A 20,150-nucleotide genomic window follows, 5' to 3' on the forward strand; every position below is an offset into this window, starting at 1 on the left:
GGATCATCTCTCCCCGGCCAGAGCGGTCAGTGCCGTCCGCAGCGCGCGTTTGCTCGTCTTGCCGACGCCCGTCACGGGGAACTCGGGCACGACCTGGACGAGGTCGGGCACCTTGAACGCCGCGACGCCGCGCTCCCGGACGAACCGCCGGAGCTCGGCCGCGGTGGGCTTCTCCCCGTCCGTCGGCACGACGTAGGCGCACGTGCGTTCGCCGAGGAAGCGGTCCGGCACCGCGACCACCGCCGCGTCGAGCACGGCCGGGTGCGCCATGAGGTGGTTCTCCACCTCCTCGGCGGCGATCTTCTCGCCGCCCCGGTTGATCTGCTCCTTGACCCGCCCGACGACCTCCAGGTGCCCGGTGGCAGTCCGCCGCACCAGGTCGCCGGTGCGGTAGAAGCCGTCGTCGGTGAACGCGATCCGGTTGTGCTCGTCGGCGCGGTAGTAGCCGCGGATCGTGTAGGGCCCGCGGGTGAGCAGCGCGCCGACCTCGCCCGGTGGCACCACGTCGGCGGACGTGGCGGCCGGATCGTCCGGGTCGACGATCCGGATCTCGTCGTCGGACGAGATCGGCCTGCCCTGCGTGCTCAGCACGAGCTCGTCGGGGTCGTCCAGCCGCGTGTAGCAGACGAGCCCCTCCGCCATGCCGAAGACCTGTTGCAGCCGGCACCCCAGCGCGGGCCCGATCCGTTCGGCGAGCTCCCTGCCGCACTTGGCCCCGCCGACCAGCAGAACCTCCAAAGTGGACAGATCGTGTCGCCCGCTCGCCTGGACCCAGGCCGCCGCGAGCGGCGGCACCACCCCGGTGATCGTGACAGCTTCCCGCTCGATCAACGGGAACACCGTCGCCGCGTCCGGCCGCGGTGCCAGAACGACCTTGGCACCCGCGTGCAACGCCCCGAGCACACCGGGCGAGCTGAGCGGGAAGTTGTGCGCCACCGGCAACGCCGCCAGGTAGACGCTGTCCCCGCGCAGCCCGCAGATGCGCGCACTCTCCCGCACGCTGTAGAGGTAGTCGTCGTGGGTGCGCGGGATCAGCTTCGGCAACCCGGTGCTCCCGCCGGACAGCTGGAGGAACGCCATCCCGGACGGGTCGGGGTCCGGCAACGCGCGCGGGGTGGCCGCCTCCAGCGCCGCGAACCCGGGCTCCCCGACCGCGAACACCTGGCGCACACCGGGAATCGCGCGGGCCATGGCCGCGTGGTCGTGCCGTTCGTGCTCGGCGACGGTGATGATCGCGACGGCCTCGCAGTGCTCGACGAAGTGCTGCAGTTCGCTCTCCCGGTGCGCAGGCAACGCGAACACCGGCACCACCCCGGCCCGCCACAGTCCGAACACGACGGACAGGAACTCCGGCACGTTGGGCAACTGCACGACCACCCGGTCGCCGGCCTCGATCCCGCTGTCCAGCACCCCGGCGGCGATCCGGTGCGCCCGCTCGTCCAGTTCGGCGTAGGTCCACCGCCGTCCCTCTCCGACGACCGCGATCCGGCTGCCGTAGGCGGTGGCGAGAGAGGTCAGCAACGCGCCGAACGTCTGCCCGCGCCAGTGCCCGGACGCGCGGTAACGGGCGGCGAAGTCCGCGGGCCAGCCGTTCATGCCAGGTCTCCCCAGGAAAGTCCGCTCCCGCTGTGCACTGCACGAGGGATTTGTCTGACTTAAGTAAGGAGAGCCTTACCGCGACTCGGTCGCAAGTCAACCGCCGGACGCCTGGATGTGAACGTCGTCATGGTGTCCGGTCAGGTTGCCGCCCGTCCTGCCACGCCGACCACAACCGGGCGTAGACGCCACCGGCGGCGATCAGATCGGAGTGCGTTCCGCTCTCGGTGACGCGGCCGTGCTCCAGGACCACGATCCGGTCGCACGCGGCGGCCTGGGAGAGCCGGTGGGCGATCACCAGCCCGGTGCGGCCGGCGAGAGCCGCGTCGGCCGCACGGTCGAGCAGGCCCGACTGCGCCGACCCGGCTTCGGCGGTCGCCTCGTCGAGGATCGCCAGCCGCGGGTCTGCGAGCAGCAGGCGGGCGAGTGCGAGCTGTTGCGCCTGGGCGTCGGTGAGCGGATGACCGCCGGTGCCGACCACCGTGCCGAGGTCGTCCGGCAGCAGGTCGAGCAGGTCCGTCGCGCCGGTGGCCTGCAGCGCCGCGCGCAACTGGCTGTCGGTGGCGCCAGGAGCGGCGAGGGTGAGGTTGTCGCGCAGGGTTCCGGCGAACACGTGGACCTCCTGGGTGATCACCGCGGTGCTCGCCGGCCGGGTGACGGTCCCTGTGTCGGGCGGGTGGATACCGGCGATCACGGCGGCCAGCGTGGTCTTGCCCGCCCCGGACGCGCCGACGACGGCGAGGTGCTCGCCGGCGGGGATGTCGAGGGTGATGTCGTTGAGCACGCGGGGGCCGGTTCCGTAGCCGAACGCGACGTCGCGGAGCCGGACGGCGGTGTCCGGTGGTGCCGGCGGCTCGTCCGCCGTGGCGACGGTGGTGACGCCGATCATGCGGTTCAGCGACGCGAGCGCGGACTGGAGGGTGTCGACGACGAACAGCAGCTGGTTCACCGGGTCCAGCAGGCGCAGCACCAGCAGCATGGCCGTGGTCGCGCCACCGACGGTTGAGACTCCGCGGTCGATCAGGACGAAGCCGACCACCAGCACGGCGGTCAGGCTCAGCCACTCGCCGAGGTTCAGGCGGGCGTTGAGCATGCTCTGCACGGTGCGGGCCCGCAGAGCCTGCGCGGCGACGGCCCAGGAAGCGGTCAGCACGGCACGATGGCGTTGTTCGCCGAGCCCGAAGCCGAGCACGGTGGCAAAGCCGCGCTGGGACTCGACGATCCGCTGCGTGCGGGCGCTCATCATCGCCCGCTCCTCGCGGTAGACCTCGGGCCCGGTGCGCAGGTACCACCGCAGTGCGAGTGCGTAGACGGGCAGCACGACGGCGAATGCCGCGGCGTAGGGCCATTCCAGCGCAGCGAGTCCGCCCAGCGACACGACGATGGTGAACGCCGTGGTGGTCAGCACGCCGATCAACGCAGGGGCCGCATCGGCGACGGCAGTGACGTCGTCGCTGGACCGCGAGATCAGGTCCCCGGTGCCCGCTCGCTCCACGCGGTGCTGCGGCAGCGTCAGTGCGCGGGCGACGAGTTGCTCGCGCAGCCCGGCGAGGATCGTGTGGTAGGTCCGCGTGGCGAACACGATGGTCGCCGCGGTGCCGGCGGTGCCGAGGACTGCCGAGATCGCCAGGACCGCGGCGACGGTCAGCACGGTGCCGCGGTCGGCGGTGCCCGCCCGGACGCGGTCGACGAGGAGCCCGATCACCACGGGCCCGATGAGGTCGGCGGCCGTGCTGACGATTCCCAGCGCCGCGACGGCCGCGAGCCGCCGCCGGTGACCACGGCTGAGCCGCCACACCTCCCGGGTGGTCTCCCGGCCGTTCGCGACGGGCAGCGCGTCGTCGATCACGTCGCGACCGCCCTTCCTGACTGCGAGCTCAAGTCCACGACACGGTCGCAGCCGCCCAGCAGCGCGGGGGAGGAAGTGATCAGCAGCGTCGAACGGCCCGCGCGGATGCCGGGCATCCGCTCGGCGACGGCCTGCTCGGTCACCGGGTCGACCGCCGTGGTCGGATCGTGCAGGACCAGCACGGGCGCGTCGCTCGCCAACGCCCTGGCGAGCGCGACCCGTTGCCGCTGCCCGCCGGAGAGCCGGTTGCCGTTCTCGCCGATCGGGCTGTCGAGATCGGTCGCGAAGTCCGTACACGCCGCCGCCCGCAGCGCCGCGTCCAGCAGCCAGGGCGCGCCGGCGGACAGGTTGTCGCGGATGGTCCCGGTGAACAACGTGACCTGGTGGGGCGCGACGGTGACCTGAGAGCGGTACTCGACCGCGGTCAACTCCCGCGCCGGCCGTCCGTCCAGACGCACTTCGACGCGTGGCAGGTAGGGGTTCATCAGCGCGTCGGCGATCCGGGCGGCGGTCCGGTCGTCGGCACGCACCCCGACGAACTCGCCGGGCTTCACCCGGACCGTCCCGCCGAGCACGGACACCTCCAGCACGGGCAACGGCGCCACGCCCGGCAGCGGTGTGGTGTCAGGCAAAGCCGCACCCGCGCCGCGCAGCACGTCGAGAATGCGTCGGGACGAGGCGCGGGCACCGGCGAGGTTCGGGATGGAGGCGCTCGCGATCCACCGCATCTGCGGCAGCAGCGCCTGGGTGAGGCCGACCGCGGCGATGAACCCGCCGACGCTCAGCCGCCCGTCCACGGCGAACCAGCCCGCCAGCCCCGTCACGGCGGCCACGAACACGCCGTTCACCGCGCCCGAGCCCACGAGGAACCTCCCGAGCAGGCCTGCGTTGCGCTGGGCGCCTGCGAGTGCCGCCTGGCTGTCCCGCCGGTAGCGCCGGGTCGCCTCGGCCTCCGCGCGCACACCCTTGATCACCCGGTAACCGGCGACCAGATCGGTGGCCCGCCCGACGGTGTCGGCGAGGAGGTCCTGGTAGGCACGGGTGTCGTGGGAGAGCCGTTCGCTCAGGCGACCCATCGACCAGACCGCCACCGGCGCGCCGAGCAGCACCGCGACCCCGAGCGGCCAGTGCGCCAGCAGCAACGAGACCGCGATGAACCCGATCGCGGTGATCCGCGCGATCGGCAGCACCACGAGCAACCCGGCGTTGGCCAGCCGGGCGACGTCGCTGGTCATCGCCGACACCACGTCGCCGCCCGGCGCCCGCGCAGCCGCACCGTCGGGGTGCAGCACCCTCGCCGACAACGCGGCCCGCAGCCGGTGCTGCAACAGCTGGATCGCGTAGGCGTTGAGCCGGTTGGTGAGTCTGGCCGCCGTCGTCAGCGCGACGTACAGAGCCGCCAGCACGGCGATCCACAGCACCAGCTGACGGCCGTCGCCGGTCGCCAGCGCCCGGTCGATCGCGAGCCCCATCACCACGGGCACGGCCGACTCACCGACCTGCCACGTGATCGCCAGCAGCATCGACGGGATCGTGATCCGGGGCAGCGAGAAGATCACCCGCGCCACGAACCGGCCTGGACGCTCGTCCGGCCGTGCCTCGAACGGCGGGAGATCCGGAGGCGCGCCGCGGGCCTGGCCGAACACCGGCATCCACCGGGTCAGCGGCCCCCGGCCCAGGCCCGCGGGGTCGGCACGGTTCACGGGCGCGTCTCGGGAGGGAAGCACCAGCGCAGGGCATCGGCGAAGAGCCCTCGCCACCACGCGTAGTCGTGCCCGCCGGCGAACTCCCGGTAGACGGTGTCGTAGCCCTTCGACGTGAGCACCTGGTCCAGCCACCGGCTGTGGGTGTTCGAACTCTCCAACTCGCCGGCGTCGTGGAAGACGCGGATCGGTGCCGGGTCCGCGCTCAGGAAGTCGGAGATCAGCAACGGCACGGGGACGCGGCGCAGCAGTTCGCCGGTGCCCCACCTGATGTCGGGGTGGTACCCGCACGAAGGGGACTGGAGGACGGCGTTGCCGAACGTCTCCGGGTGGTGGAGCACCGTCCACCCGGCACACAGGCCGCCGAAGCTCTCGCCGGCCAGCGCCACGTCGGCGGGGTCGTGCGAGAGCGCATACCGTTCGCGCAGCCACGGCACCAGTTCGTCGGCCAGCATCCGCGAGAACTCCGGATCGCAGAGCAGTTCCCGGTAGCGCTGTTGCCCGAGTGAATCGACGAGAACCACCGCGCAGGGCTGGATCAACCCCGCCTCGACGAGGGCGTCACGAACGCTCGGCGCGCTGTGGTCCGGCGTTCCGTCCAAGTGGATCACGAACGGCAGCGGTTCGGAGATCTCCCCAGGAGGCATCGAAACCCAGACGCGGCGCTCGTTGCCCAGAAGCTCACTCGCGAACACCGTGGACTCCACGGCCGGCGCCGGTCGCGCTTCGGCCTGATCGAGCCACGGCAACGGCACCGCGTCGGGCAGCACCGCCACCGAGGCCCCGGAGAACCTCTCGACCGCGCACCCGGCGAACCTCGGTGGAGGGTTGAACGGGTCCGGAATCCGCTCACCACCGCGGGTGAACACGTACGAGAAGCGCAGATCGGACCGCATCCGCAGGGTGAGCACCCGGAACGGCGTCCCCGGCACCGCAGCGAACTCCTCGCCGATCTCGTTGAAGCCGATGACGGGGCCGATGACGACCGAGAGGGTGACCGTCGCGTCGCCGGGCTCGTCGACGAACGTCACCTCCACCTCGTCCGCCCCGACCCGTTCGACCAGCGGACCACCCGTCTCCACGAGATGCCGCCGGAACCTCTCCGGACTCCACTCCCCGGTCGACAGCTTCTCGACGAACGGATTGACCATGTCGTGCTCTCTTCAGGTGAGTCGGGTTCGGTCGCGGCCGAGCGGCACGACCTGCGGGGTACCGGCCACCGGATCGGGCACGACCAGGCAGCGCAGGCCGAACACCTCCTCGACCAGTTCGGCGGTGACGACCTCCTCGGGGGTGCCCTCGGCGACGACCCGGCCGTCCTTCATCGCGATCAGGTGGGTGCCGTAGCGGGCGGCGTGGTTGAGGTCGTGCAGGACGGCGACCAGCGTGTGGCCTGCCTCGTGCAGATCGGTGAACAGTTCCATCAGCTCGATCTGGTGGGCGATGTCGAGGAACGTGGTCGGTTCGTCGAGCAGCAGGACGTCGGTGTGCTGGGCGAGCGCCATGGCCACCCACACGCGTTGCCGCTGCCCGCCGGACAGCTCGTCCACCAGGCGGCCGGACAGGTCGGCGACTGCGGTCTGGTGCATCGCCCGCAGCACGGCCTGCTCGTCGGCCTCGGTCCACTGCCGCAGGAAGCCCTGGTGCGGGTACCGGCCCCTGGCCACCAGGTCGGCCACGGTCATCCCGTCAGGAGCGGCCGAGGCCTGCGGCAGCAGCCCGACCCGCCGCGCCACCTCCTTGCTCTTGAACGAGCTGATGTCCGCCCCGTCCAGGACCACCTGCCCGGCGCTGGGCTTGAGCAGCCGCGACAGCCCGCGCAGCAGGGTGGACTTGCCGCACGCGTTCGGACCCACGACGACCGTGAACGAGCGGTCTGGGATGGCCACCGACAGGTCCTGGCAGATGACGCGCCTGTCGTAGCCGATCGTCGCCGACTCGACGTGCAGGCGCGGGTGGCCGGTCGCCGCCACGAGACCGGTGGTGTGCGTGGTCATGGGCGTCTCCTGGCTTCGGTGAGCAACAGCCAGCCGAGGTAGCCGCCGCCGAGCACGACGGTGACGATCCCGACCGGCAGCGGGGTGGGGGCGATGTGCTGGGCGAGGTAGTCCGCGGCCAGGCACAGCAGCGCCCCGGCGAACGCGGCGGGCCCGAGGGTGATCCCGGCGGTGCGGGCGAGCCTGCGCGCGATCTGCGGGGCGACCAGGGCGATGAACGCGATCGGTCCTGAGGCGGCGGTGACCGTCGCGGTCAGCGCGACCCCCACCACGATCAGGCCGAGACGGGCCGGCTGGACCCGCACCCCTTGGGAGGCAGCGGCGTCATCGCCCAGGTCCATCTGCCGCATCGGCCGGTTCAACACCCCGACCAGCAGCAGGAGCACGGCGACGCAGACGCCGCCGCCGAGGACCTGGTTCCAGGTCACGCCGTTGAGGGAGCCGGCACCCCAGGCGGCCGCCGCCATCGCGACCTCCAGGTCCGCCTTGAGGATCAACCAGGTGTTCAACGACCCCAGCATCGCCGAGATGCCGATGCCGACGATGATCAGCCGAAACCCTTGCACCCCACGGCGGAACGCCAGCACGTACACGGCGAGGGCGGTGGCCATGCCGCCCGCCAACGCCCCGCCGACCAACTGCCAGTAGGTGCCGTTGACGGCCAGGATCACGACCAGCGCACCGGTGTAGGAGCCCTGGGTGAACCCGATGATGCCGGGGTCGGCGAGCGGGTTGCGCAGCATCGACTGGAAGATCGCACCGGACACGCCGAGCGCGGCGCCGAACACCAACGCCGCCGTGACCCTGGGCAGCCGCCACTCGACCACGATGTCGTGGACGAGCCCGGTCTCGCCGCCGGTCAGCGCGGAGAGCACCTGCCCCGGACTCAGCTGGTACGAGCCGGTCGTGAGCGCGAGCACCGCCATGCAGGCGACCGCCAGCGCGAGCACCGCGCAGACGACGACCGAACGCCACTCCAGCCGCACCGCGATCCGCCGGTGCCGCACCACCAGCACCCGCCGCCCGAAGTCCACCCGGCCGGTCACAGTCCGCTCGCCTTCCTGCGCAGCACCAGCGCGATCAGCACGGGAGCGCCGACGAACGCGGTGACGACGCCTACGGGGATCTCGCCGGGCCGCAGCACGACTCGGCCGACGACGTCGGAGGCCAGCAGCAGGATCGGGGCCAGCAGGACGCTGTAGGTGAAGATCCAGCGCTGGTGCGGGCCGACGATCCAGCGAGCCACGTGCGCCACCATCAAACCGACGAAGCTGATGGGTCCGGCGATCGCGGTCGCGCAGCCGGTGAGCAGGCTGAGCGCGAGGATCGAGAGGACGCGGGTGCGGGTCAGCCGGACTCCTTGGGCGACAGCCAGTTCGTCGCCCAGGGCGAGGGCGTTGAGCGGACCTGTCACCGCGAAGGCCAGGACGAGCGCCACCGCGAGGACCGGCAGGACCGTCCACACCAGATCGAGCGGCCGGCCCCCGATCGACCCGGCGTTCCAGGACCGCATCGCGTCGAAGGCGACCGGGTCCGTCAGTTGCAGCGCCTCGCCGACACCCCGCAGCACCGCGCCGACGGAGACCCCGGCGAGCACCATCACCACCGGCGAGGAGCCCATCCGCGTCGCCCCGAAGGCGAGCACCACGAGCGTGACGATCAACGACCCCGCGACGGCGAACCACAGGTAGCCGCTGATGTCGCGGATGCCGAGCACGCCCACGGCGATCGTCACCGCGAACGACGCGCCCGCGTGCAGGCCGAGGACGTCCGGATCGGCCAGGGGGTTGCGGGTGAGCGCCTGGATCAACGCCCCCGCCACCCCGAGAGCGACGCCCACGACCAGCCCGACGACGGTGCGCGGCAGCCGGTAGTCGCGGATCGCGAACTGGTCGATGTCGGCGGAGGGGTGGAACAGGGCGTCCCACACCACCGATGGCGCGATCGCCGTCGACCCGATCGTCATGCTCGCCACCACCACGGCCAGCAGCGCCACGAGCGCGACGACCAGACCGGCCAGGCGACGTCGCCGCAGCCCTGGCACCGTTGCGGTGCCAGGGCTGCGGGGCGGGGCGAGAGTGGTCACTTCTTGGCGGGCAGCGTGGCCAGCGCCCGGTCGAGCGAGTCCAGGTACCGCAGGACGGGCTGGTAGGAGTTGTTGCCGGGGCAGAAGAGTCCGAGCGCGCGGCCCGAGCTCACGGCGGGCAACGCCTTCCAGGTGTTGGTCTCGACCACGGGCGCGAACGCAGGCTTCGCCTTGCCGTCGGCGTCGACGGGGTAGGTGATCACGTCGTACTTGGCCAGTTCCGCGATCTGCTCGAACGGCAGGGACGTCCAGCCCAGCGGGTCCTGGCCCTCGGCCGCCTTGGGGAACTTCATGCCGATGTCGTCCTGGGCGATCTCGACGCACCCGAAGTCCGCGACGGAGAACGTCCCGGGATCGGAGCTCTCCCAGCGGTCGACGTTGACGAACGAGGTGCCGCCGATGACCTCGCGGTACGTCTCCTGGATCTTGGCGATCTTCTTCTTGAACTCCTCCTGCTGCGCGCCGAGCGCGGCCGTGACGTTGCCGGCCTCCGCGATCGAGCCGGCGAGGGCCTTCCACTCGGTGTCGAGCCCCCAGTAGAGCGTCGGGGCGATCGACTTCAGCTGCTTCTCGATCTGCTGGAACTCGCTGTCGGGGAGCTGGGCCAGGATGAGGTCCGGCTTCAGCGCGGCGAGCTTCTCCATGTCGACCTGGTCACCGCTGGCGCCGACGTTCGTGGCCGCCGTGAACTTGGCCTTCTGGTCTTCTGGGATGAGGCCGAGTTCGGAGGCGGTCACCTCGGTGACTCCCACCGGACTGCCGCCCATGTCGATGAACGGCAGGGTCGTGTTCCCGATCGTGACGACCCGCTTCGGGTCGGCGGGAACCTCGACACTTCCGTTGCCCGCCTTGACGGTGCGCGTCTGCGCGGGCGCGGTGGCGGTGTTGTCGCCACCGCTGCCGCAGGCGGACAGGACGAGCGCCGCACTCAGCAGGGCCGCCAGTCGTCTCAGGGGTGTCATGGTCATGGAGTTGCTCTTTCTCTTCTTGCCGTGCAAGGGGTCAGTGGGTGTCGGCCGGTACGAGGTCGTGGATGGTGGTGCCCCAGCCGACGGTGTGCGTCGCGCGGCGGACGAGTCCGGCTCGGGCGATGACGGCGTCGAGTTCGTCAGGGGTGCGCAGGCCGGAGCCGTGCACGGTGAGGGCGAGCAGGTCGGCTCCGCCGTCGTGGCCGTCGAACGTCTCCTCGACCAGCAGCACCCGGCCACCGGGAGGGAGGTTCTCCGCTGCTCGGCGAAGGGCGTGGGCGGCATCGGCGTCGGCGAGGGCCTTGAAGGCGCGGATGACGAACACGGCGTCCGCGGGCGGGCTGGGCTCGAAGACGGACTGCTCGACCACGGTCACCCGCGCGCGTTCGGCTTCGTCGGGAATGGTGGCGGGCAGGTCGCGGCGCAGCCAGTCCGCCTGGGCGGGCAACGCGCAGATCGTCACGCGCAGGCAGGGGTGGGCGGCGACGAACTCGCGGGCCTGGGCACCGGCCCCGCCGGAGTGCAGCACCAGGTGCTCGACGCCGGTGAGGACGTCCGACGCGGCGATGGGCGCGGCCAGCGCGGGCTGGAACCTCGCCAGGCGCTCCAGGTAGCGGTCCTCGTAGTCCTGCTCGGTGCGCACCTCGGCGTAGGTCCGGCCGGTGACCGAGGCGTACGACGCCCGTCCGGTGCGGATCGACTCGGTGAGCCCGTGCACGCCGAGCATCTCGCGGCCGGTCACCCCCGCCGGGTGCAGGGCGTCGACCACGAAGTCGTTGGTCAGCACCTCGCCCACCGGCGCGAGTCCGTAGTGGCCCGGCTCGGTCTCGGTCAGCACGTCCAGGGAGTGCAGGTACCGCAGGAGCTTGCCGAGCGCCCGTTCGTCGGCGTCCGCCTTGATCGCCAGGTCCGCGACGCCGGTGACGCCACGCGAGATCAGGTCGGGGACGCCCAGTTCGACGGCGGTGCGGATCGCGGTCGGCGCCATCAGCTCGGTCAGCTCGTGGAGCCGTTCGAACGGGGTCTTCGTCTTCTCGGCGTCGGGCACCGCCGCGTCGCTCTCCAGCGCGACGACCTCGCCGCGTCGCCAGTACCCGGCGAAGTCGACGTCCTCCTTCGGCACGCCCCGGTCCTCGACCAGGTGCCGTCGCAGGTCCCGCACGGTCGTGTGCTCCCCGGCGAGCCAGGCGAACGGCCGCCCTCGGTGCCAGCCGCCGTTCTTGACCGCGTCCACGAGACGCGTGCCCTCGGCACCGTCGCGCACCAGCCAGGTCACCTCGACGTGCGGCAGGTCGCGCAGTTCCATCCGGTGCGAGTCCTCGGCGACCTCGACGAAGACCCGTGCCCGCGTGCCCTCGGGCAATTCGTCCAGCAGCCGGGCGATCGCGGGAACGGCGGTGTCGTCCCCGACGGCCAGGAGCCAGTCCGCGTCGTCCGGCAGCGCCCGCGAGGAGCCCGGGCCGTAGAAGTGGACGCGATCGCCCGGTTGCGCGCGGTAGGCCCACGTCGTGCCCACGCCGATGCCGTGCTTGACGAAGTCCACGTCCAGCTCACCGGTCTCGGCGTCCCAGCGGCGGACCGTGTAGGCCCGCGACAGGGGCCGTGGGTTGCGCGGCAGGTGCACGCCCTTCTCCTGCTGCACCGGCAGCACCGGCTCGGCGTGGCCGGGGGAGCGGAACACCAGCCGGATGTCGTCGTCGAACCCGTGCGACTCGAAGGCGGGCTGTGCGAACCCGTTGGCCGAGGTGAACGCGCGGAGCTGCGCTCCTCCCAGCGTGACTCGCCGCATCCCCGGCGTCAGGTCGATCACCCGCAGCACCTCGACCTCGCGCAGGGTCACTGGGTGCACGGTGAGCCGGCGTGAGGTCTTGGGCATGAAGCAGCCTTCCTGGTCGTTGGGGGTCGGTCGCGCGCCGGAGCAGCGCCCCGGTAGATTAGGTAATCCTTACCTTAAACAGTGTGCGCAGACTGCCGTATCGTTTATGGGCGTGGCGCTGTTCCCCGTCGACGTGAGCGAGGCCCCGCCGATTCCGGCGGCACGATCGGACTCGACAGGGCATCCCCGCCGCCCGTTGCTCATCTGGGTCCGGACCGGCACGGCCCACGTGCGCTTCGACGGCGACGCGGTGTTCCACCTCACCGCCGGGCAGGGCGCGTGGATCCCCGCGGACGGGTGGAACCACCGCGCGATCAACACCGAGCCGGGCACGGTCGCGTTCCCCCTGTGGCTCCAGCCAGGCGCCGACGGGCCACCGGAAACGACCCGGTTCCAGGTTCCCGACGGGTGGCAGGACTGGCTGATCCAGCACTTCAACCTGCAGGTCACCCCGTTGATCGGGCACGGGTACCTGCAGGACGCGATCACCGATCTCCTCGGCCGCCAACCCGCACCGAGTGAGAACCCCTCGGCGTCGTTCACCCCGCCGGAGCTGCCGAGGGCAGCCGGTGCCAGAGCGGTGGCCGAGGAACTGATCCGCGACCCCGCGATCGACCTCACCGTCGAGCAGTGGGCGACCAGGGCGCTCTCCAGCCCGCGGACCCTGCGCCGCGACTTCCTGGCCGGCACCGGGCTCACCTTCGAGCAGTGGCGACTGCACAACCGGCTGATCGCGGCCATCGAGTTCCTGGCCGCGGGATTCGACGTCGACCAGGTGGCCGCACGGGTGGGCTTCGCCAGTCGCAACGGCTTCACCCGCGCGTTCAAACGGCAGTACGGACCGACGCCCCACGACTTCGGCCGCATGCTCGCCGCCAGTTCCGCGCACGTCGACCTGACCACACGCGCCACCCTGGCGCGGCAAACCGAAGAGCTGATGGCCATGGTCCGGGGCGACGGTTACTCCGCCTCCGACCTGCTCCCCGCCGCCCGCACCCCCAGGCACGCCAACGACATGCACGTCCTGAGCTGGATCTACCGCGGCAGCGGCTACCTGGACATCGGCGAAACCCGTCACGAACGACAGCGCGGCGTGGCCACCTGGATCCCCGCGGGCCTGAAGCACGTCACCGGCCTGCGCGAGAACTCGATCTCACTACCCCTGGGCAGCGCGACCACGGCAGACCTCCAACTGACAGAACCGCTGCAGGTCCAGTTCCCACCCGGCTGGGACGACTACCTGATGCACTGCGCCATCAGCGCCCGCTCCGGCCTGCACCCCGACGACTACGACCCCGGCCACATCCTCGACCTGTTCGCCGAACAGGTCGCCGCGCAACGAGCGCTGTCCGTGCCGATGCCCACGAATCCGACCGCCCGCGCGGCCGCGATGGACTACCTGCGCCACGTGGACATCTCCCGCGAACCGGCCGCGTTCGACGTCCCGGCCGAAGTCCACCGAGCCTTCCGCGACGAGACCGGCATGACCTACGCGCGATGGCGCTACGCCGCCCGCATGCGCATAGCCCGCGACCTGCTTCTCGGAGGCGCCAAGCCCAGCGCCGTCGCCCGTCGCGTCGGCTACGCCCACCTGCCCGCGTTCAGCACGGCCTTCAGCGGCCTGCACGGCCTCTCACCACGCGAGTTCCAGGAACGCGAGAGAGGCTGACCCAGCTCGCACCTCACTCAACCCGTCGGCTCGCGCGAGTCGACGGTGGCCGATGGTCGGCTCTGCCCAGTAGCGTCGGCATGTGCCAGAAGAGGGTGAGGTCATCGCCGGGCGGTACCGGCTGGTGTCGTCGATCGGGCAAGGATCGATGGGGGTGGTCTGGCAGGCGCGCGACGAGCAGCTCGACCGCGTGGTCGCCGTCAAGCTGCTCAACACGGACCGGCGGTCCCCGGACGCGGTGGCGCAGATGCTGCGCGAGGGCCGGGTCGCCGGCCGGCTGAGGCACCCGCACGCGATCAGCGTGTACGAGGTCGTCGAGCACGACGACAAGCCCTGCCTGGTGCTGGAGTACCTGCCCTCCCGCAGCCTCGCGGCGCTGATCGCCGAACGGGGCGCACTACCGCCGGGCGTGGTCGCGGCCGTGGGCAGGCAGGTCGCCGCGGCGCTGGCGGCGGCGCACGCGGAGGGCATCGTGCACCGGGACGTCTCGACGTTCAACGTCCTGCTGGCCGACGACGGCATCGCGAAGATCACTGACTTCGGCATCGCCCGCGCGGTCGGCGAGGGCACGGTGACCGACGCCCGCCTGATCGTCGGCACGCCGGCCTTCCTGGCGCCGGAGGTGGCGGCGGGCGAGGCGGCGACGTTCGCCTCGGACGTGTTCTCCCTCGGCGCGACCCTCTACGCGGCACTGGAGGGCACCCCGCCGTTCGGCGTGGACGACAACGCCTACGCGCTCCTGCAACGCGCGGTCCGCGGAGAGTTCGAGCCGCCGCGGTCAGGTGGCCAGCTCGCGGAGGTGCTCCAGCGCCTCCTGCGTCGTGACGCGGCACAACGCCCGACGATGGCCGAGGCCCACAAGCTGCTCGCGGCGGTCGCGGAGGGACTGCCGCTGCCCGCCGCGCCCCCGAAGAGCGGGACGCGGATGCTGCCGGTCCGCCGCCACCTGCCACGCCGCGTGATCGCGATGGCCGCCGGTGCGGCCGTCCTGGTCGCCGCCGGCGTCGTGATCGGCATAGTCGTGCAGGGCGACCGGCCCAGCAGCAGCGCCCAGACCAACCCCACCACGACGACGACCACGGCCACGACCGCCTGCGTCGCCCGTTACGAGGTGACCAACTCGTGGCCGGGCGGCTACCAGGTCGAGGTGACCGTGGGCAACACCAGCCCAGCCGGCCTCACCGGCTGGACCATCACGTGGCAGCCGGCCGCCGGCCACACCATTGGCAACCTGTGGAACGGCACCCTGACCCAGAACGCGACCGCGGTGACCGTCACCAACGCCGGCTACAACGCCGTGCTCGCCGCCGGGGGAACCACCTCGTTCGGGTTCGTCGCCACCGGCCCTGAACCCGCTCGCCCGGCCGTGACCTGCTCCACCGCCAACTGAACCGCGGGTCGGGATCAGCACGTACACGCGGCGCCTGGGACACTGGCCCCCTGACCCACCCGCCAGACCAGGAGTGCACCGTGCAGCAGGGAACCGTCCGCTGGTACGACATCGAGCGCGGCTTCGGCTTCCTCGCCCCCGACGACGGCAGCGACGACATCTTCGTGCACGTCTCGCAGGTGCAGGGCGAAGGCGCGGCCAAGGCGCTGCGCGAGGGCCAGACGGTGGAGTTCGAGCCCGGCGAGGGCCCCCGCGGCCCGCAGGCGCTGCACGTCGCCGTCACCGGGGACGTCGCGCCCAACGCGACCCTGGGCGTGCTCGCCACCGTCTCCTGGTACGAGCCGGCCAAGGGCTACGGGTTCGCCGCACCGGACGGCGGCGGCGCGGAGGTGTTCGTGCACTCCTCCGCCATCGTCACCGGGGGCGTCCTCGCAGCCGAGCAGCGAGTGGCCTTCGTCGTCACCGCGGGGGAGAAGGGCCCGCAGGCCCAGCACGTCGTGCCGCTGAGCTTCGACGCAGGGGTCAGCCGAGCCCCTCTGGTAGCACCCGGCGACGGCGCCGACGGCTCCGTCCTGTGGTTCGACGAGGAGAAGTCGTTCGGCTTCGTGGCCGCCGACGACGGGGCAAGCGACGTCTTCCTGCACGTGCGCGCCCTGGTAGACGACCGGTACCTGCCGGTCGAGGGCGACCGGGTCTCGTTCACCACGGTCACCGCAGACCAGGGCCGTCAGGCGCGGGACGTGCGGTTCGTGGCCGCTGGCGAGCCGCCGGAGGCCCCCAACCAGGCCCGTTCGGCCGCCCGTCCCGCGGCCCGAGCCGGCGACGGCACGGTGGCCCGCTACGACGGCGACCGCGGTTTCGGCTTCATCACCCCCGACGCGGGCGGGCCCGACCTCTTCGTGCACGTCTCGGTGGTCTCGGGCGAGCCCCTGGAGGCCGGCGATCGGGTGCGCTTCCGCATCCGGCAGAGCGACCGGGGCCCGCAGGCCGACGCCGTCGAGCGCGCCTGACCGTTCGGGACGGTCCTCGACAGTGGCCATTCGAGTGGCTCTGCACCCGCTTGGGCTTCACATCGCCTGAGCGGCCGCTTTGATCGCTTCGCGGATCCTGGGATAGGTGCCGCAGCGGCAGATGTTGCGGATGCCGTCGAGGTCCGCCTCGGTGATCTCACGACCTTCCGCCTCCACCCGGCGGACCAGTGCGACCGCGGCCATGATCTGGCCGGGCTGGCAGTAGCCGCACTGGGCGACGTCGTGGGCCAGCCAGGCCCGCTGCATCGGGTGCGGTCCGGCGGGTTCGGCAAGGCCCTCGATGGTGGTCACCTCGTCGTCCGGGCGCAGGTCACCGACGGGGATGGAGCAGGGGCTGACCGCTTCTCCGTTGACGTGGCTGGTGCACGCCTTGCACACGTTGATGCCGCAGCCGTACTTCGGGCCGGTGACGCCGAGGAGGTCGCGCAGGACCCACAGCAGCCGCACGTCGTCGGCCGCGGTGACGGTGACCTGGTCGCCGTTGAGGCGGAAGGTGTGCTCTGGCAACGAGTTCTCCTATCGTGCGAGGCCGTCGGCCGGGGACTGGGGGACGGGTGGCACGGTGGGCTTCGGGGTGAACGACAGCGTGCCGTGGTTGATCGGGAAGCTGGTCGGCATGGTTCCGGTGGCGCGGCCGTAGGCGCAGGCGACCGCGGCCATCGACGCGGCCACGCCGAGTTCGCCGGCGCCGCCTGGGCGGTCGGTGGTGGAGGGCGTGACGAAGATCTGCACGTCTGGAGGTGTGTTCCACTGCCGTGTGTAGAAGTAGTTGTCCCAGCTGGCTTCCAGGAAGTGTCCGTCGCGCAGGTGGAGGCTTGAGGTCAGCGCCAGCGCGATGCCGTCCATGAGACAGCCGGTCATCTGGGCTTCGAGGCCTCGTGGGTTCACCGCGAGGCCCACGTCGACGGCGATGACGGCCTTGGTGACGCGGGGGCCAGCGACGCCGTCGCGGATCGGGCGGTTCAGCGTGGCGGGCCTGCAGTCGATCTCCACCAGCACAGCGCTGAACGCGTGGTACTCGCCGTGGAACGCGATTCCCTGTGCAGTGCCGGGCGGCATCGGCCGGCCCCAGTTCCCCGCGGCGGCGACCTTGTCCAGCACAGCTCGTGCGCGATCGTCCCGGAGGAAGCCGAGACGGAACCTCAGCGGGTCCTGGTTCATCCGGGCTGCCAGCCTGTCGACGACGAGTTCGCGGGCGCAGGTGACGTCGGGGGAGTAGACGTTGCGCATGCTGCCCGTGTTGAAGCCCTTGTCGGTCTCGGCGAGCAGGTGGGTGGCAGTGCCGAAGTCGTAGGGCATGGACTGGGAGAGGTGGAAGAACGTCTGGGAGAAGCCGATGTGACCCACCGGCAGTCGTGCGGCCATGGCGGTGAACAGCTCGCCGAGGCCGTGTCCCAGGTCGGTGCTGACGCCTGTGTGCCGTTGCGCGTAAGACAGAACGGTGTTGCCCACATAGGACACTCGGACCCGTGAGGTCGCCATCGGGTGCGCACGGCCCTGGCGGGTGTCATCGGCGCGGTGCCACATCAGTTTGACCGGCTTGCCGATCCGGTGGGAGACCTCGGCGGCTTCCAGCGCGGCGTCGAAGAAGAGCTTGCGTCCGAACGAACCTCCGCCCTCGGTCACGTGCACGGTGACCGCGCCCGGCGGCAGTCCGATCCTCGCCGCGATCAGCTTCTGGGCAACGATCGGCGCCTTGACCGAGGCCCAGATCTCGGCCCGGCCCGGTCGCACGTCCGCGATAGCGCAGTTGGGTTCCAGAGCGCTGTTGCCGCGGAAGTAGAAGGTGAACTTGGCTTCCACACTCGGCGTCAGCGTTGGGGGACCGAGAGGAAGTTCCGCCGCGCGGAGTTGCGCCAGCACCGTGTCGTCGGATTTCCCTTCCGCCGTACCGGGCTTCCACGACACGCGCAGCGCTCGCACGGCGTCGATGCACTGGCCGAAGGTTTCCGCGCGCACCGCCACGCCGGTCGAGATGGTCACGACGTCGGTGACGCCGGGGAGAGCGCGGACCTCCGCGAGGTTGAGCACCGAGCCGACCTTGCCGTTGATGGTCGGCGGCCGGCACAGCATCGTCGGCAACGCGCCGGGCACGGCGAGGTCCATCGTGAACTTCTTGCGGCCGGTGACCGCGGCCAGGCCGTCGACGCGGTTCTGCGGCCTGCCGATGACCGTGAAGCACTCCCTCGGTTTCAGCGTGACGGTGACCTGCCGCGGCTGAACGCTCGCGGCCTTCTCCGCCAGGGAACCGATGCCGAGACTGCGACCGGCCCCGGTCACAACTCCGTTGGAGAGCGCGAGGTCCGAGGTGCCGAGCACGGTCGCGGCCGCCTCCAGCAGGCGGAGCCGTGCGGTCGCGGCGGCGACCCGGATCGGCGTGTACGTGGAGATGGTGGTGTTGGACGCGCCGGTGAGCTGGTTGAACAGCAGTTCGGGGCGTGCGTCGGCCAGCGAGACGCGGACCTGGTCCGGGGACACGTCCATCTCTTCGGCGATCAGCATCGCCGTGGAGGTGGTGATGCCCTGTCCCACTTCGGCCCGTGGAAGGGCGAAGGACACGATGCCGTCGGTGCCGACCTCGACGCTGATGAGCCCGGACGTGGGGAGTGCCGCCGCCGTCATCACGTCGTTGAGGTCGACGAGCCGGGTGAGGTCCGGCGAGGGGATGTCCTCCTCGCCGGACCCGAACCTGGCCGCGGTCACCAGCGTCGGTGCCGCGAGCACGTACCCGAGGAAGCCGCGTCGCCTCACGAGGGCCGGTTCATGTCGGGGATCTCGATGGAGATGCGCCGTCCCTCGGCGAAGAACAGCAGCACGAACCGGCGGATGACCTCCTCCAGCGTCCAGGCGGACTCGGGGATGAGCGGCAACGGGATCAGGTGCTCGCGGAACGCCACGAGCTTCGGCCACGCGGCACCGATGAGCGCCTCCCAGAAGGGCTCGCGGCTCAGTCCGATCCAGTTGCCGACGCGGTCGCCGACCGTGTACCTGGAGAACGCGCTGATCATCGGCCGGGTCAGACCGCCGTCGACCTCCGCGACGATGTCGAGCAGGTCGTTCGCCAGCGCGACTCCTTCACGGGTCGGTCCCAGTGCCGGGTCGAGCAGCTGCCGCGACTGCTCGTTGGCGGCGGCCCAGGTCGCCGGGATGTACTCGTCGCGGATGCCGAGCATGTGCGCGGTCACCTGCCACACGTGCAGGTAGGCCGCGGAGTCGGACGGGCTGATCCGGACGCCCCACTCCAGCATCTTGCGCATGACGAACGTGGGCAGGCTGTGCCACGTGACGAGCATGTCCGCCAGGCTGATCGGGATCGTCTGGCCGCCGTTGTTCCCCGACCAGCCGGGTGACTGGGGGAGCAGGTGACGCACGGCCGCGTGCACCATGCGGGTCTTCACCGCGGTCACGATCATCTCGCCCTGCGGCTGGTAGGCGTCCAGGTCGCCGACGTCGTAGCCGAGCTTGGCGGTCTTGGCCACGCGGTCCTTCATGTCCGCGCCGCCCTTGGAGTAGTAGACGGCGCGAGCCTCCTTCGGGATGGCCGTGCTCATCAGACCACTGCCCAGTCCATAGAGGACACCGACGTAGATTCCCTTGGTCCTGTTGAACTGCGCGGCCGCGTCGAGCTTGCGCTGATCTGCCCAGCTGGGCAACTGGCGCGCGTGCTCGATGAAGTCGCGCACGTCGGCGGGCATTCCGGACGGCACCGGCTGGTCGTTGCGGGTCCACGTGCGCAACGCCTGGTTGACGCGCGGGACGTCACCGCGGTCGATCACCGACGCGAGCAGCGGGTCCGCCTCGTCGTCCCACACCCAGTGCGGGTCGGTGCCGGCACCCGAGCCCGCGAGCGAGCCGCTGGGCGACCAGGACCACAGCGACTTCGCGCCGGCGGGGGACGCCAGGCAGAGCGCGCCGAGCGTTCCGCCCGCGACCAACATGCTGCGCCTGCTGATTTCGTTCATGACAGGAACTCCTCGTCGAGTCC

15 protein-coding genes and 1 pseudogene are annotated in these 20,150 nt (G+C 71.4%); 4 read left to right on the forward strand and 12 right to left on the reverse strand.

Annotated features, from left to right (window positions below; genetic code table 11):
• Positions 1-3: 3 nt before the first annotated feature.
• The 9 genes from ACFWN2_RS04095 to ACFWN2_RS04135 all read right to left on the reverse strand — a co-directional run bounded on the left by ACFWN2_RS04095 (position 4) and on the right by ACFWN2_RS04135 (position 12,075).
• Entirely contained in the window at positions 4-1,596 is a 1,593-nt protein-coding gene (locus ACFWN2_RS04095) for a (2,3-dihydroxybenzoyl)adenylate synthase (protein ID WP_382424791.1), read from the reverse strand.
• Positions 1,597-1,723: 127 nt separating this feature from the next.
• Positions 1,724-3,445, reverse strand: coding sequence for an ABC transporter ATP-binding protein (locus ACFWN2_RS04100; protein WP_382424792.1), 1,722 nt, complete (start codon positions 3,443-3,445; stop codon positions 1,724-1,726).
• A complete protein-coding gene (locus ACFWN2_RS04105) occupies positions 3,442-5,148 on the reverse strand; it encodes an ABC transporter ATP-binding protein (RefSeq protein ID WP_382424793.1) in 1,707 nt (568 codons plus the stop codon). The genes ACFWN2_RS04100 and ACFWN2_RS04105 overlap by 4 nt, the downstream gene beginning before the upstream one ends.
• Entirely contained in the window at positions 5,145-6,299 is a 1,155-nt protein-coding gene (locus ACFWN2_RS04110; protein ID WP_382424794.1) for an alpha/beta hydrolase-fold protein, read from the reverse strand. Before ACFWN2_RS04110 ends, ACFWN2_RS04105 begins: the two co-directional genes overlap by 4 nt.
• Before the next feature lie 12 nt (positions 6,300-6,311).
• On the reverse strand, positions 6,312-7,145 hold the full coding sequence (locus tag ACFWN2_RS04115; protein WP_382424795.1) for an ABC transporter ATP-binding protein: 834 nt from the start codon (positions 7,143-7,145) through the stop codon (positions 6,312-6,314).
• Positions 7,142-8,191, reverse strand: a complete 1,050-nt coding sequence (locus tag ACFWN2_RS04120) for a FecCD family ABC transporter permease (protein ID WP_382424796.1) — start codon at positions 8,189-8,191, stop codon at positions 7,142-7,144. Before ACFWN2_RS04120 ends, ACFWN2_RS04115 begins: the two co-directional genes overlap by 4 nt.
• Positions 8,188-9,231 (reverse strand): FecCD family ABC transporter permease, encoded by a 1,044-nt coding sequence (locus ACFWN2_RS04125; protein WP_382424797.1) that lies wholly within the window; start codon positions 9,229-9,231, stop codon positions 8,188-8,190. Before ACFWN2_RS04125 ends, ACFWN2_RS04120 begins: the two co-directional genes overlap by 4 nt.
• Complete coding sequence (locus ACFWN2_RS04130) at positions 9,228-10,199, reverse strand: ABC transporter substrate-binding protein (RefSeq protein ID WP_382424798.1); 972 nt, start codon at positions 10,197-10,199, stop codon at positions 9,228-9,230. Before ACFWN2_RS04130 ends, ACFWN2_RS04125 begins: the two co-directional genes overlap by 4 nt.
• Positions 10,200-10,233: 34 nt before the next feature.
• Complete coding sequence (locus ACFWN2_RS04135; RefSeq protein WP_382424799.1) at positions 10,234-12,075, reverse strand: SIP domain-containing protein; 1,842 nt, start codon at positions 12,073-12,075, stop codon at positions 10,234-10,236.
• Between the two features lie 112 nt (positions 12,076-12,187).
• On the opposite strand from ACFWN2_RS04135, the gene ACFWN2_RS04140 reads away from it, so the two are divergent.
• From ACFWN2_RS04140 to ACFWN2_RS04155, 4 genes and pseudogenes are all read left to right on the forward strand, one after another.
• A complete protein-coding gene (locus ACFWN2_RS04140; protein WP_382424800.1) occupies positions 12,188-13,744 on the forward strand; it encodes a helix-turn-helix domain-containing protein in 1,557 nt (518 codons plus the stop codon).
• Positions 13,745-13,826: 82 nt separating this feature from the next.
• Positions 13,827-15,134: a protein kinase gene (locus tag ACFWN2_RS04145; protein ID WP_382424801.1), complete on the forward strand. Its 1,308-nt coding sequence runs from the start codon at positions 13,827-13,829 to the stop codon at positions 15,132-15,134.
• 80 nt (positions 15,135-15,214) lie between these two features.
• Positions 15,215-15,418 (forward strand): annotated as a pseudogene (locus ACFWN2_RS04150) (cold-shock protein); the annotation flags it as partial.
• 30 nt (positions 15,419-15,448) lie between these two features.
• Positions 15,449-16,144, forward strand: a complete 696-nt coding sequence (locus ACFWN2_RS04155; RefSeq protein WP_382425583.1) for a cold-shock protein — start codon at positions 15,449-15,451, stop codon at positions 16,142-16,144.
• A gap of 57 nt (positions 16,145-16,201) precedes the next feature.
• Here the strand turns inward: ACFWN2_RS04155 and ACFWN2_RS04160 are convergent, their stop codons facing one another.
• From ACFWN2_RS04160 to ACFWN2_RS04170, 3 genes are read right to left on the reverse strand one after another with little or no spacing between them, the layout of a single operon-like run.
• The gene (locus ACFWN2_RS04160; protein WP_382424802.1) at positions 16,202-16,672 is read right to left on the reverse strand and encodes a (2Fe-2S)-binding protein; all 471 of its coding nucleotides are present in this window, start codon (positions 16,670-16,672) and stop codon (positions 16,202-16,204) included.
• A 9-nt stretch (positions 16,673-16,681) separates the two neighbouring features.
• Positions 16,682-18,916: a molybdopterin cofactor-binding domain-containing protein gene (locus tag ACFWN2_RS04165; protein WP_382424803.1), complete on the reverse strand. Its 2,235-nt coding sequence runs from the start codon at positions 18,914-18,916 to the stop codon at positions 16,682-16,684.
• Positions 18,913-20,127 (reverse strand): oxygenase MpaB family protein, encoded by a 1,215-nt coding sequence (locus tag ACFWN2_RS04170; protein ID WP_382424804.1) that lies wholly within the window; start codon positions 20,125-20,127, stop codon positions 18,913-18,915. Before ACFWN2_RS04170 ends, ACFWN2_RS04165 begins: the two co-directional genes overlap by 4 nt.
• Positions 20,128-20,150: the final 23 nt, after the last annotated feature.

It is taken from the genome of Lentzea sp. NPDC058436, from assembly GCF_042721515.1.
GTDB lineage: Bacteria > Actinomycetota > Actinomycetes > Mycobacteriales > Pseudonocardiaceae > Lentzea.

Bases quoted from the DNA above. Each gene is read 5' to 3' on its own strand.
- ACFWN2_RS04095 (WP_382424791.1), bottom strand. From the start codon at position 1,596: ATGAACGGCTGGCCCGCGGACTTCGCCGCCCGTTACCGCGCGTCCGGG.
- ACFWN2_RS04110 (WP_382424794.1), bottom strand. From the start codon at position 6,299: ATGGTCAATCCGTTCGTCGAGAAGCTGTCGACCGGGGAGTGGAGTCCG.
- ACFWN2_RS04115 (WP_382424795.1), bottom strand. From the start codon at position 7,145: ATGACCACGCACACCACCGGTCTCGTGGCGGCGACCGGCCACCCGCGC.
- ACFWN2_RS04130 (WP_382424798.1), bottom strand. From the start codon at position 10,199: ATGACCATGACACCCCTGAGACGACTGGCGGCCCTGCTGAGTGCGGCG.
- ACFWN2_RS04135 (WP_382424799.1), bottom strand. From the start codon at position 12,075: ATGCCCAAGACCTCACGCCGGCTCACCGTGCACCCAGTGACCCTGCGC.
- ACFWN2_RS04170 (WP_382424804.1), bottom strand. From the start codon at position 20,127: ATGAACGAAATCAGCAGGCGCAGCATGTTGGTCGCGGGCGGAACGCTC.